The 12,189-nt window shown below is 56.1% G+C and carries 10 protein-coding genes and 1 pseudogene; 5 read left to right on the top strand and 6 right to left on the bottom strand.

The window, feature by feature from the left end; all coding sequences use genetic code 11:
• Positions 1 to 111 precede the first annotated feature (111 nt).
• The gene (locus tag ACYPYD_RS14875; RefSeq protein WP_459663928.1) at positions 112 to 363 is read right to left on the bottom strand and encodes a hypothetical protein; all 252 of its coding nucleotides are present in this window, start codon (positions 361 to 363) and stop codon (positions 112 to 114) included.
• Positions 364 to 730: 367 nt separating this feature from the next.
• Between ACYPYD_RS14875 and ACYPYD_RS14870 the strand changes: the two genes are divergently transcribed.
• Together ACYPYD_RS14870 and ACYPYD_RS14865 are read left to right on the top strand one after the other, a co-directional pair.
• Positions 731 to 1,069, top strand: a complete 339-nt coding sequence (locus ACYPYD_RS14870) for a nucleotide pyrophosphohydrolase (RefSeq protein WP_459663926.1) — start codon at positions 731 to 733, stop codon at positions 1,067 to 1,069.
• Positions 1,070 to 1,146: 77 nt separating this feature from the next.
• Positions 1,147 to 1,344, top strand: a complete 198-nt coding sequence (locus tag ACYPYD_RS14865; RefSeq protein WP_459663924.1) for a hypothetical protein — start codon at positions 1,147 to 1,149, stop codon at positions 1,342 to 1,344.
• Positions 1,345 to 1,369: 25 nt separating this feature from the next.
• Here the strand turns inward: ACYPYD_RS14865 and ACYPYD_RS14860 are convergent, their stop codons facing one another.
• The 3 genes and pseudogenes from ACYPYD_RS14860 to ACYPYD_RS14850 all read right to left on the bottom strand — a co-directional run.
• Positions 1,370 to 2,452 carry a 5-methylcytosine restriction system specificity protein McrC gene (locus ACYPYD_RS14860; protein ID WP_459663922.1) on the bottom strand — a complete coding sequence of 361 codons (1,083 nt, stop codon included), beginning with the start codon at positions 2,450 to 2,452 and terminating at the stop codon, positions 1,370 to 1,372.
• The gene (locus ACYPYD_RS14855) at positions 2,449 to 4,995 is read right to left on the bottom strand and encodes an MrcB family domain-containing protein (protein WP_459663920.1); all 2,547 of its coding nucleotides are present in this window, start codon (positions 4,993 to 4,995) and stop codon (positions 2,449 to 2,451) included. The genes ACYPYD_RS14860 and ACYPYD_RS14855 overlap by 4 nt, the downstream gene beginning before the upstream one ends.
• Before the next feature lie 268 nt (positions 4,996 to 5,263).
• Positions 5,264 to 5,554, bottom strand: a pseudogene (locus tag ACYPYD_RS14850) (IS5/IS1182 family transposase); the annotation flags it as partial.
• A gap of 219 nt (positions 5,555 to 5,773) precedes the next feature.
• On the opposite strand from ACYPYD_RS14850, the gene ACYPYD_RS14845 reads away from it, so the two are divergent.
• On the top strand, positions 5,774 to 6,349 hold the full coding sequence (locus tag ACYPYD_RS14845) for a recombinase family protein (protein WP_459663918.1): 576 nt from the start codon (positions 5,774 to 5,776) through the stop codon (positions 6,347 to 6,349).
• Between the two features lie 114 nt (positions 6,350 to 6,463).
• The gene (locus ACYPYD_RS14840) at positions 6,464 to 7,237 is read left to right on the top strand and encodes a hypothetical protein (RefSeq protein ID WP_459663915.1); all 774 of its coding nucleotides are present in this window, start codon (positions 6,464 to 6,466) and stop codon (positions 7,235 to 7,237) included.
• Positions 7,238 to 7,337: 100 nt separating this feature from the next.
• Here ACYPYD_RS14840 and ACYPYD_RS14835 read toward each other — a convergent pair whose 3' ends face one another.
• Together ACYPYD_RS14835 and ACYPYD_RS14830 are read right to left on the bottom strand one after the other, a co-directional pair.
• Positions 7,338 to 7,583: a helix-turn-helix transcriptional regulator gene (locus tag ACYPYD_RS14835; protein ID WP_459663913.1), complete on the bottom strand. Its 246-nt coding sequence runs from the start codon at positions 7,581 to 7,583 to the stop codon at positions 7,338 to 7,340.
• Positions 7,584 to 8,046: 463 nt separating this feature from the next.
• Positions 8,047 to 8,697 carry a helix-turn-helix domain-containing protein gene (locus tag ACYPYD_RS14830; protein ID WP_459663911.1) on the bottom strand — a complete coding sequence of 217 codons (651 nt, stop codon included), beginning with the start codon at positions 8,695 to 8,697 and terminating at the stop codon, positions 8,047 to 8,049.
• 128 nt (positions 8,698 to 8,825) lie between these two features.
• Here ACYPYD_RS14830 and ACYPYD_RS14825 point away from each other — a divergent pair, with 128 nt between their 5' ends.
• Positions 8,826 to 11,933, top strand: coding sequence for a primase-helicase family protein (locus ACYPYD_RS14825; RefSeq protein WP_459663909.1), 3,108 nt, complete (start codon positions 8,826 to 8,828; stop codon positions 11,931 to 11,933).
• The last annotated feature ends 256 nt before the right edge of the window (positions 11,934 to 12,189 follow it).

Here is a 12,189-nt window from a genome sequence, read left to right as displayed (position 1 = left end):
CGCCGGAAACCTGAGCTTTTGCAAGCTCAACCGATCCCGAAAATGTAGTGGTAACACCTGCGTCGGCGCGCGCATATCATTGAATAAAAATGCCTTTTCCGAAAGCACTGTTCAAGTTGGGCCAAGCTTATCGTTCCCAGTCATCGCTGCATGCAGAACGGCTGCAAAAAACTCTTCCAAGTCCTTCGAGCAGGCTTCTGCGAATGAGCTTTTTCCGTCGTAAAGCGCAGATGGATCAAGGAATAGGGGCGTATCGGTAGACAATTCTATATCGACAAAGTCTAGTTCAGGCTGCGTCTTCTGAAGACCAAGCGCTTCCGAAACTTGCATATAACCCCCTAATTCGGAGGAAAAATCTTTCACCTCTGTTTTAAAATGTCAATGGTTCCGAGTGCGTTGCACTCACCAGACGTGTTGAATGCCTTGGTGGGAGCATGTCATCAGAGGATGGTTTGATCTTATCATCACGCGCGTGATGCTCGCGCATATTAAATAGAAACGATCCCGGACTTAGCTCTACTGACGTAGTGAAAATGACCTGCTGGTCGGGTGATGACTCGAGCACTACGCATTGGATTGTACCTACCTGTTCATCTGATTCATGGACTCGAGGTCCGCGAAGGGCGGCGCCGCTGCGCTTAACTGCCCGTCGGACTTGCCACAGGGCGCGACATGGCTGAAGGGAGGGCTTCACGCAGGATACGGCGCAGGTGGCGGGATGACATCGGGAATGACGATCGCAGAGCTGCAGGAGCGCCTTGCCGATTTTCGCGACCGTCGCGACTGGAAAAGGTTCCACAAGCCCAAGGATCTTGCCCTTTCCGTGTCGATCGAGAGCGCCGAGCTGCTTGAACTGTTCCAGTGGAAATCCGATGCGGAGATCGAGCACGCGAGTGCCAACGAGGCCTTTGCCGCCAGGGCGGCGAGCGAGATCGCCGACGTGCTAATCTATCTCGTGCTGCTGTCGGGCGAGCTCGGCATCGATCCCCTCTCAGCCGCATTCGCCAAGATCGCGGAAAACGAGCGACGTTTTCCCCCGAACCAGCCGCAACCGGAAGGGCAGCCGTAACCGATAACCGTCGATGCCTTAGATTTCCTGGTCTTCGAGACCTACCGCGACGCAGGTGAGCACGCCTTGCACGCGCTATGCGCGTTTCAGCGCAGCACAAGTTCGCGCCAACTGCAGCCCTGATCGGAACAGTCGTCTGGGCGAACATTTACAAAGCCATCGTCTGCCGCCTGTTCGGGATGAGCGACAAGCAGAACCGGCCGCGCGTCGCGCGTGCGCGTGCACCAAGCGTTGGCCAACTTAGAATCGGCACACTGCATGACGACCATTATTGAGCTTTTCGTCCTTCGCGGGCCTAATTCACGCCTCCGCCCGCATATGCGGCTGGGGGGCGTTAGGATCCGCAAAGGAATTGGACAGCACGTCTAGGAGGTCTTGATGGATCTGTGGCCATTCCTGATCTAGCCGCACGGCTCGGATCCGCACGCGGTGGTTCGCGATGGCATAGTCCGCCTGGAGCTTCGGACCGGTCGACGGATAGATTAAGGCTCCATCGATCTGCCGCCCAGGGTACCTGAGGCGCGCATGAGCAAGGTAGGTGTAGAGCTGGTAGAGGTGCGCTGATCGCAATTTCTTCGGGAAACCGGGGCGACCCGCCAGGGGCTCTTTGTAGAACTTGGCATCGACGACGATACACCGGTCCGGAGCATGCAGGGTGATGTCGGTCTCCATCCCCGGCATCAGGGCCAGACCGCCGTCGGTCAGCGCGTGGGCGTCCCACGCCATCACATCGCGTTTGACCGCAAAGGCGTCCTGTTCGTGCGCGTAGAAGTTGCGCAAGAACTCCTCGAAGACAGCGGACATCCTGAGCTCATCCATCAGGATGTCGGCGAAGCGAGCGCTCTCGCCTGATTGATCAGGAAGCTGCGAGCGAAACACGAACTCGCACAGACGCAGCAGCAGCCGGTAGTCGCGGTTGTTGCGCGTGAGCTGGGTTCGGCTGAACAAGTCTCCGGACAGCCGCACGTCCGAAATGGTTTCCAGGGAGCGGATCAGGACGTTTAGCTGATGTCGATAGTCTGCGAGCAACGACGGCGATCGGGCGAGCAGCCGTGCCGTGGCTTTGAGAATTTGGTTGTTGAGCACATCGGTGCGCAGATCGTCGAACTGGCAAACGGCTTCCCCTCGAAGCAGGGTCTGCCGCTTGACCATTTCGTCCAGCAAAAGCCGTCCCCGCGGTGAGCGGGTATCCTCGATTTTCCTTACATACCCTCGCTCGAGGCCACGGCGGAGCAGGCGGTGCATGCCGTCGATCAGCAGTCTCGCGAACAGATTCAGCAAATCAGGGCAAGTGTCGGCCCCGACTTTGGCCGCGTCGCCCGGTGGGAAACGCGCCCACGCGTAGCAGAAAATAAAGTAGAGGTTGCGGATCGGGATGGTCACGCCGCGCCATCTCGAAGAATGGCGCACCAGTGCTCGGCGCGAGCGGGATCGTCAAACCAGTATTCTTCAAGCAGCGGGCGTATCTCGGTCTCGATTACCCGATGAAACCAAGTTTCGGGCTCACCAAACGCCTTTGGCGGCACGAAAAAAGAGTGCCCAATCTGATAGCCACGACCAAGGCTCGCATGGTCCGCCAAAATGGCCTCGTTAAGGGCGCCCATTCGCTGCACGACCTGCTCTACGATTATGGAGGGTATGCTTCGCGCTGCGAGATGGGTTCTGAAGCCGGGTGTATTGAACTGCGGATCAAGCGTGACGAAGGCAAATCGTCGCCGCAGGGCATAGTCTACCACTGAAAGCGACCGGTCCGCGGTGTTCATCATGCCGATGATGTAGAGGTTCTCTGGAATGTGAAAGCGGGGTTCACCTTCCTCAGAATAGGCAAGCTTAACGCCCCACTCAGGATCCCGTTTATCATGCTCGATTAGCAGCATGAGTTCGCCGAGAATCTTGGAAATATTGCCGCGATTGATTTCATCGATGATGAAGACATAGTCGCGTTCAGGGTGTTTGAGCGCTTGGCGGCAAAAGCGATAAAAAACCCCGTCATGACGAGCAAAACCGCCCGATCCATCAGGGCGAAACCCCTGGATAAAGTCTTCGTAGCTATAGGATTGGTGGAACTGGATGGTCTCAACCCGCTTCGGGTCTTTGGCTGCGAGGAGAGCATATGCAAGGCGGCGTGCAACAAACGATTTGCCAACCCCCGGAGCACCTTGGAGGACCAGGTTCTTTTTGAGCTGCCATGCCGAAAGGATCCGCTCAAACTCGTCGCGGTCCAAAAACAAACCATCCATCGCATCGTCGATGGTGAAGACCGACAGTTGCTCCTCGCTCACGGGCGGCTCGATCGGTTCAAGCACGTGTTCAACCGCATCTTCAGTGGCCAGACGATCGTAGGCGGCTAGCAGAGGCTCGAGAAGAGCTTCGAGTGTCTCATCGGTCGGCAGGCGATCTGCCCTCAGCTCAGCATAAGCAATAGTGCCCTGCTTGTAATTTCCGGGTAGCCGCCCGTCGGTCGCCAAATCGATGGTATTCTCAAGCACAAAGCCCTGCTCCGCAAGTTCTGCGACACGGCTGCGGTAACTTAGTGCCCGCCCCACTAGCGCTACGGCGCCCTCCCGCGAGCCGAGTTCGTCGATAACCTCCGTCACGCCCTGATTGAGGGTCAGGTAAACGCGGCTCAAATCCTTCGAGATCAAAAAGACGCAGTAAACACCCTTTTCGGTCGTCGTCGTCAAATTGCGATTGAGGAGCGCGATCCAGGGGACTCGAGCCCAGTTGCCCTGACCTAAGCTCGCACTTACCGCGATATGCGGCCGAAGTTGGATCGGCTTTAGAGCCTCGAGAGATTGGATTACCTCGCTCAGCAAGGACCACATAGGCTCCATGCGGCCGAACGGGCCGCCGCGGACCTTTTCGAACTCGACCAAAGCACTGTGCAACGCCGTAGCGACCCTAGAGGTAGGTTCGGCAGGTGGACTCATCATGAGCGTTCGACCTGGTCGCATCCGCTCCATGAGCGGACGGAAGACATCGACCATGTTAAGCAACTCAGTCTCGAGGGCAATGGTATCGATGTCACCACCGACGACGTAGCGACTGATATTGCCTCCGGCTTCACGTTTGCCCTTCTCAGAATGCATAAATGCTAACCAGGCCGCGAGGGACGGGAATTCCGAATGATTTGGATCGAGCCGCTCCTTCCTCCGAAACTTCCAGTCATGATCGGCAAGGGCGGCTTGCAAACTATCGGCCTGGCTATCGCCAGGCTCGGGCAAAAGCGCGAAAATCTTCGGCGCGGCTGCGCGCACTTTCTGCCTGATGTCCGTATTGGAGAAGTCGCCGGGATGGGTCGACGCAGCAAAGCCGAATTCGAGCCCTCGGACTGACACAATCAGGAACAACTGAGGATTGCCAACAAAGGCATCGGAATTTTCGGTTGGATATATGCCGAACCAAAGATCCTTCGGCTGAGCACCGCGCACGCCGCTCTGGATCGTATAGCTGGAGGTGAGTTTCAGCGTGTAGCCAGCCCCAAGCTTATCAGCAACGCCTTGGCCAAGTTGGCCTAGGGCTACGTGGATCCTCTCGTATGCCGACTTCTCGTCGGATGAGAGGGCAGAATATAGCTGGCCCGATAGGCGGGCCTGCCGAAGTAGTTCGACATCCGCCGATGATATGCGCGATACTTCGCGGTCAGGAATCACCAGCTTGAATCCGAGGCTCTCGAGCTTGGCGCGAACCGTTGCTTCTCCTCCGGAGAATTCGTCCGAGCGTAATGCCCCCCGACGCGGATGCTCTTTGCCAACCGCCACTCCGACAATCGCCTTTGAATCATACAAGCGGCCATCGTGTTCGAGAAAGTATGACCGAGCTGGGCGGAACCCATACTTGTCGAGAAAAGCCGCGCGACCAAGTTCGTCGTACTCTGAGATGGCTGCCTGAACGGCTTCAGGCTTACTCAGCAGAGCGATGCTCATTCAATTCCCCCTTATGCGGTCGACGGCCGAGTCGCCGCGGCTGGCTGATTGTCAATGCGCGTGATCCAGTGGCAGGACAGTAAATTGGTAGGCCACATATGAAAATAAATCGAGTAGCTCCACGACTGGATATTCTGCACCCATCTTCAACAAATGAGGCGCATTGCTTGATAGTCCAGTACCACGGCGTATCGGGGCAGGAGGCCAGGAATGGGCTTTGTTGCGCAAATCGGTCACCTGGTAGCGGTGTGCCTTTGAAAGGGCTCGGTTACGCGACCAGCTGAGTTTGACGCCTTCCGAGCGCGGTGTAGCGGTTGAGGATGGCGGCGCGGATTTGCATTTCGGGGACCTGGCGATCGAATTCTGATGCCATGATGCGGTCTCCCAGCAGCTTGAAGCAACGCATTGTTGTTTCGACCAGGCTGCGCTGGTGATAGCCGCTCCATCGTTTCCAATTCGACCTGCCGAACCGCCGGCTTGAGCGAACAATTTCGTTCCGGGCGGGAACGCCCGGCGTATTTTCGGGCCAGGCTTGCGCATTGCTGCGGGCGGGGATGATCCTGCTCTTACCCTCGATCGTAACGAGCAGCACGCCGCGCGGCGAGACGAAGCGATGGCGCAATAGAGGCGAACATCGCATTCAGAGTAGCCCCCAATGTCACAGCATATCGAAAATGGTCGGTTTCGATACACCGATCGAGACTGTATCGAAAATTAGACTCGTCATGGTTTCGATATTACCTTATTTTCGATACAGAGAATCGATACAGGATGAGTTATGGCCCGCACCTTCGCCTACTGCCGCGTCAGCACTGCCGACCAGACAACAGAAAATCAGCTACGAGAGATTGAGGCTGCTGGCTTCGCCATCGAACCGAGGCGCGTGGTATCCGAAACCGTTTCTGGATCGGTGGCTGCAATGGAGCGGAAGGGGTTCGCCAAGCTGGTGGACCGGCTTGAGGCTGATGACGTGCTTATCGTTAGCAAGCTAGACCGCTTAGGCCGCAACGCGATTGACGTTCGGCAAACGGTTGATCGGCTGGCATCAGAGGGCGTCAAGGTCCACTGCTTAGCTTTGGGCGGCGTGGACCTAACAAGCCCTGCGGGCAGGATGACTATGGGCGTTATTAACGCCGTCGCCGAGTTTGAACGCGACTTGCTCATCGAGCGCACGCAAGCGGGACTATCTAGAGCCAAGGCGGCAGGGCAGCGACTTGGGCGCCCATCCAGCCTTTCTGACGCTCAGCAAGCGGAAGTCCGCATTCAACGCGCGTCGGGCGCATCACTTGGCACGCTGGCAAAGCAGTATGGAGTGAGCCGCGCCGCCATCCAACGTATAGAAAAGCGCGCGTGATGAGCCGCAGGCAGTCAACGTCCCGGCCTGCATTTAAACCTCTATATTTCAAAGCGATGAAAGATTGCGTTAAACTATCCATTGCAAACTAAGAGCCATCACTCAGGAGCGGTCATGGCAGCGTTAAAAGTTCACGGCGGCAATTTTCGCAGCGGGCAAGGAAGTTATCTCTGGGGAAGCCTTAACCTCCCAAAAGAAGGCACGTTCCTTGCGACCGAAACAATAAGTGTAAGTAAACTTATTGATGTTCAGGTTGCCACCGAAGAATCCATTCGCAAATGGGGTTCTGCGATTGGCTTCGGTATTGGTGGCGCTTTATTGCTTGGCCCTGTTGGTTTACTCGCTGGAGTACTTGGTGGAAAGCGGAAGGAAGTGACCTTTGTTGCAACCCTCGATGATGGCCGAGGCTTTATTGCGACGAGTGATGCGGAGGTATTTGCAAAGCTCAAAGGCGCATCGTTGAAGACAAGCCGTCAACACAAACCGGCGCCTGCCGTGGCTGCCGCGCCACCCCCTGCTCCCGCAACCCCGAAATATAAACCTGCCATCGTCACCGATGACAGTGTTTTCAGTCGCGTTGTGATGGCTTTGAGTGGAACAGGTTGGGGGGTGAATGAGCATCCCGACCTCGGACGGCACAAGATACTGACAGCGCAGAAGGAGGGAGCCATTATCGTCGTCGCCGTCACAACTGGCATCTTAACTCCTGCGAGCGTTGATATGGTCGCGTCGGCTATCGAGAAAATGGGTCAATTTTCTGCGAAAATATATATGGGGCAATCTGTAGGATATGGGTCAGAAAAAGATGCCCAAAAGCGCGGACTAATAATTGGAGATCGGGCCGATGCTAACGTATTGATTGCAACTGTCCTAAAAAATATTCGCTAAGGATGATGGGATAATTCCAATCATTATCTGAATTGCGACGATTGAGTTCAAGGAATAATTTTGCTGAAATGGCTTATTGCTATTTCGGCGCAGCTGACAGTCACTGGATAGTCGGGCGGGCAGCCACTTGCTCTGCAATCCAAGACTGCACTTCGATCTCGCTCCACCGGCTCGCATTCAAACCGAGCTTCAAAGGACGGGGGAAGCGCCCTTCGCTGATAAGGCGGTAAATGAGCGTCTTACCAAGGCCGACAATCTCACTCACCTGATCCAACCGGATCAGCCGATTGGCGACCGGGGAAATGGTGGAACCGTTTTCGATAGGCGCGACATAGGGGACAGACATGGGGGCACCATAAATAGCATGTGTTGGGAGGGTCTATCGAGTTGCCAATCGGCCGCGTGATGCGGCGTTCGCCTCAGATAGGACGCCACTCTTATGGCACGGTCCAGTTTAAATGTCAATAGGAGTTATTTTCGCTGAACGAGTGGTGCGCTGCGAACGCCTTCGAACAGTGACGGACGAGGGGGCCGCGCCTTTTCGCCTTTTCCCTATTTTCGCAGACCATTCGCCACACTACTGCGAACATCCAATCTACCCTCTCTTCCAACCTTTCTCTAAAATCAAAAAACCCATGAAACTTATGACTGAGTTTAAATTAATCCATATTAAACAATTCCTTATCTGAGTTCCTACTAGGCAAAAGATCGGTTCAATTTTCCCTGAAGGCGGAGGGTTTTGTCCGTGCTCAGGCGAGAAGGCCTCTCGCCAATCTTTGGGAGACTGATGCACTAGCTAGGCAAGTGGCCTATTGTCGCTGTATCACGCAGACGAGTTTGCCTTCCGTCTGGGGCGAAATTGGACTTTCGTAAGTTTGGCCATAGCCCCCAATCAGTTGCGACACTTCATGTCCGATGCCGATCAAAACTGGAATGCTCCTCACCAAACAGAGCCCGGCGCTAGAATTTAAGGCGTATATATCGCCGTCAGATTGAATTTGCGCTGAGTCATCAGGCTTTAGGATGAGGTAGCTGCCCGCCTTGATGCCGAAATGCGGAGCTTCAACGTCTAGTCGGCGCACGACAAGCCGGGCGGTTTGAAGCCCCCATTCTTCCAATGCTTCAGCCGGTAATCCGATCGTGGAGGAACTCAGCCCGGCCGCTGCGCGATCGATTCCTAATCCGGCAATCGGGTGATGACTAGCTCCACGTGTATCATCACCGAACGCAAGAAACTGAGGATCTAGGCCAAGCCGGGTTGAAAGAGCGATTATAACGTCCAGCGGTGGATTGATGGCGCCACTTTCGTACTGCGCGATTGCAGAACGGGTTTTGCCGATCGCTGCGCCAAGCTCCTGCTGCTTCAGGCCAGTTTGATCCCGCGCCCAAGCGAGGCGACTTCCCAGCGTCGAGAAGTCAGCATCGCCGTGCTCCTCTATCCAAACATCCTTCATCGACATCGATTACTGCATCCGTTGCGTCGGCGAGTCTCCTGGGTACGTCATTTTCCCTTGACAATCAACCCCGAGGTGTGCATTAAGACTATCGCCGCCGGACACGTCCGCAGGCATTCCCCCAAAATCACCGCATGAACGTTATCGGCGTCCCGCGTCGATGGCGCGCGCTTATTGAAAGCCCCCCCTTGACGTCTATCTTCCATTTTCTCGTTTCGGAACTGCCCGGAGACATCACCGTTCTCAACGAAGAAGCCCGCACTTCCATCACGTCAAATGACCCTTCCGAGTTGGCCGCGTTTGCCGAGAGCGCCGCTCAGCCGGTCGTTGATCTGGTGGACGATCTGGGCAACGCGATCGGCATCACTATGTGGGGCAATCACATGGCCGCTGCCCCTGCGCCTAGCGCCAGCTTTGAAAACGGCATGGTCTATATTCTGGATACGGTGGTCGAAAACCAGCCCCGCAACCGGCACCTCTGCCCTTATGAAGCACTCACTGACGTGGCCTCTCTGACCCGTCACCCCGTACCGCTTGAAGTGAGCAGTGCCGCTTGCGACCATAAAATCACGCTGTCCTTTGGCCAGCGCCGGACTACCGCATCTGGAAAGTGGAAGGCGACGACCGGCAGTTTCGCGGTTTTCGCTAGCCAGTTGGAACAGCATACGGTTGGCGAGAAGGATGGTCGTTGCTTCCTGCAGGGCGAGGCCGCAGGCGGCTCTCGCAAGGCGAGCGCGATGATCGCCAATTATGTCCTTGGCGTAGATATTGATGATGGGACGCCGATCGAAGAAGTGACGGCAACGATCGCGGCATCTGGCCTTGAAGCCGTCATCTATACGACGCACAGCCATCTGAAGAACACCACCTTGATCGGGCGCGATCACTATATGAAGGAGTCTGGAGAGAGCGATCCGACTCCGGACGGAGTGCGCAGCTATCTTCAGCAGCAGAAGGCGATGCGGCCTGAATTGCTTCAGGAAATCACTATTATCGATGAGCTTCGTCATACCGAAGATGGCGTAATGATCGCGGTCGGCCATTCGCCTATCCCGAAGTGCCGCGTTGTGTTCCCGTTGTCCGAACCGTTCGTGTTTGCAAAGCGCGGCGGCACGCAGAGCGATGGCATTGCCGAATGGAAGGAACGGTATGCTGGATTTTGCACCGCGCTTGGCTTGACGTTCGACAAGGCTTGCGTCGATCCCGCTCGCCTGTTCTACATGCCCCGTCATCCCAAGCATCTGACCGAGTTTGAAACTATCCGCGTTGTAGGCGCTGCACTTGACCTCGATCGGTATCCCCGGACGAAGCTTCGCCGTCAGCGCGGCATCGCCAATAGCGAAACGAATGTGTTCGCTGCCGCAGGTGAGGGAGAGGCCGCGTCCCTGACCTTCCCTAGCGGGAAGAGCATGAAAGCTTGGGCCGCTCGCAATGCCTCGCGCTTTGAAATCGAATCGCTGCTTTCCGAGCGGCTGGACGATGAGCAGTTGCGCGATGCTCGTTCTGGTGGAAAGCCGGGCATCCACATTGGATGTCCGTTCGAGGATGAACATTCGAGCTATGGCGGCACTGGCACGTACATCGTCAATGCCTCAGACATGCACGACGAAGGTGGCAATGGTTTCAGTTTCCACTGTTCCCACAATGCATGCATGGGTCGGGATCGGCTCGATCTTCTGCATGGTTTGATTTCTCAGGGTCTTATCGACGAAGCGGACCTTACCAACCCGGAGTATCTCATCGAACTTGAAGACGATGACGAAGATGACGAGGATGCTGAAAACGGCGGCGGCGAAAGCGGGGAATTGATCGGCAATGACGACGAGGCATTCGCGGGCTGCAGCGCTGACGAGGTCAAGCACCTCAAGGAGCTCAACGCTATGTATGCGGTCGTCACCGTGGGTAGTTCGGTTCGCATCATGTATGAGCCCCGCGAGCCCCACCTGATGCCTATTTTCCTCACTCGTCGGGATATGCTCACTCGCGAAGAAAATCGCGTTGTGCTTGTCGAGCACAATGGCAAGGCCAAGCAGTCGCGTATGGCACAGATGTGGCTCGGATGGGAAGCACGGCGCACTTACGATCACGTAGTCTTCGCCCCCGGCCAGTCGCGCCCTCGGACGTACAACTTGTTCAAGGACTGGTCTCGTAAGCCTCGGAAGGGCGAATGGGGTCGCTTGAAGCGCCATTTGAAGCAGGTCATCTGTCGGGATAACGAAGAGTTGTTCACTTGGCTGATGACGTGGCTCGCGCATATCTTCCAGCGTCCGCAGGAAAAGCCCGGCGTTGCTGTGGTGATTCGTGGTGAAAAGGGGACGGGCAAGTCGATCATTTTCGACTTTCTGAAGCCGCTCATGGAGCCGTATTTCTTCCGGGATGCCAACGGAGGTCGCGTGCTTGGCAAGTTTAACGCCCAGTTCCAGCGCACTTTGTTGCTTGTGATGGAGGAAGCGTTTTGGGCTGGCAGTAAGCAGCAGGAATCGGTCCTTAAGGACCTCATCACTAGCTCGGCATTGTCCATTGAGCGCAAAGGCGTCGATGCGACGATGGAGCCCAACTATATGCGGCTGGCGCTCATCTCAAATGAGCCTTGGGTGATTCCCGCCACGAGTGACGAGCGCCGGTACGCCATGTTCGATTGCAGCAGCGAATTCCGGGGCGATAAGGAGTATTTCCAGAGTATGGCCGACGAGATGAACAGCGGCGGCGCTGAGGCGATGCTGTTCGATCTGCTCAACTTCGTTCCGGAAAATGGCTGGACTGTGCTTCGCACTGCGCCCCGCACGTCAGCGCTTCAGGGGCAGGTGGTCGAATCTCTTCATGGTATCGATCGCTTCATGTTCGATCTGCTCAGCGATGGGCTGTATGAGTGCGAAGTGATGGATGGCGCCGGCATCTATCTGTCCGAACAGCGTGAGGTTGCGTATTCGCTGACCGACCTCCGTATGGCGATCAAGGACTATCTCGCCAATCACCACCCGAACGATCGCAAGCTCACGTTCGATCTGATCCAGCGCGCCTTTATCGAATGGTTTGGCGGCCGTGTGGAGAAGCGCCCCGTGAATGACAACATGGCACGCTGGGCTGTGTTTCCTCCTCTCGCAAGCGCCCGGGAGCATGTGCGCAAGCTCAAGGGCATTGAGGTTGCTGTCAGCTCTGTCGAGCCTTCGCCGCCGATGATGTCGGCTGTGAGCAAGGCTCGGCGTCGTTCCTTCACCCGCGAAGCGCCCGTACTGCACTGACGCCTAAATCTGTACCTTACCCAAAAATGCCGGCCTCAGTGCCGGCATTTTTCGTTCTACCCCCGGGGGGAGGGACCCAAGGCGGGGGTACGTCAGTGTGTAGGAATCTGTCACTTGGCGAGCCCCTGAACAATTAGACCCAAGTTGAACAGTGCTAGCGGAACACGCAGGGAACGCGAGACCATAAGTATCTGATTTTGCGGTGAGTGGATTTGGCGGCAAAATCGGGTGTGCTAACAACATTTTTGCTGTGACT

It is taken from the genome of Novosphingobium sp. 11B (genome assembly GCF_054589055.1).
Note: the sequence above shows the minus strand (reverse complement) of the source record. Positions and strands in the feature narration are given on the sequence as shown.

Bases quoted from the DNA above. Each gene is read 5' to 3' on its own strand.
- ACYPYD_RS14870 (WP_459663926.1), top strand. From the start codon at position 731: ATGACGATCGCAGAGCTGCAGGAGCGCCTTGCCGATTTTCGCGACCGT.
- ACYPYD_RS14865 (WP_459663924.1), top strand. From the start codon at position 1,147: ATGCGCGTTTCAGCGCAGCACAAGTTCGCGCCAACTGCAGCCCTGATC.
- ACYPYD_RS14855 (WP_459663920.1), bottom strand. From the start codon at position 4,995: ATGAGCATCGCTCTGCTGAGTAAGCCTGAAGCCGTTCAGGCAGCCATC.
- ACYPYD_RS14845 (WP_459663918.1), top strand. From the start codon at position 5,774: ATGGCCCGCACCTTCGCCTACTGCCGCGTCAGCACTGCCGACCAGACA.
- ACYPYD_RS14840 (WP_459663915.1), top strand. From the start codon at position 6,464: ATGGCAGCGTTAAAAGTTCACGGCGGCAATTTTCGCAGCGGGCAAGGA.
- ACYPYD_RS14835 (WP_459663913.1), bottom strand. From the start codon at position 7,583: ATGTCTGTCCCCTATGTCGCGCCTATCGAAAACGGTTCCACCATTTCC.
- ACYPYD_RS14830 (WP_459663911.1), bottom strand. From the start codon at position 8,697: ATGTCGATGAAGGATGTTTGGATAGAGGAGCACGGCGATGCTGACTTC.
- ACYPYD_RS14825 (WP_459663909.1), top strand. From the start codon at position 8,826: ATGAACGTTATCGGCGTCCCGCGTCGATGGCGCGCGCTTATTGAAAGC.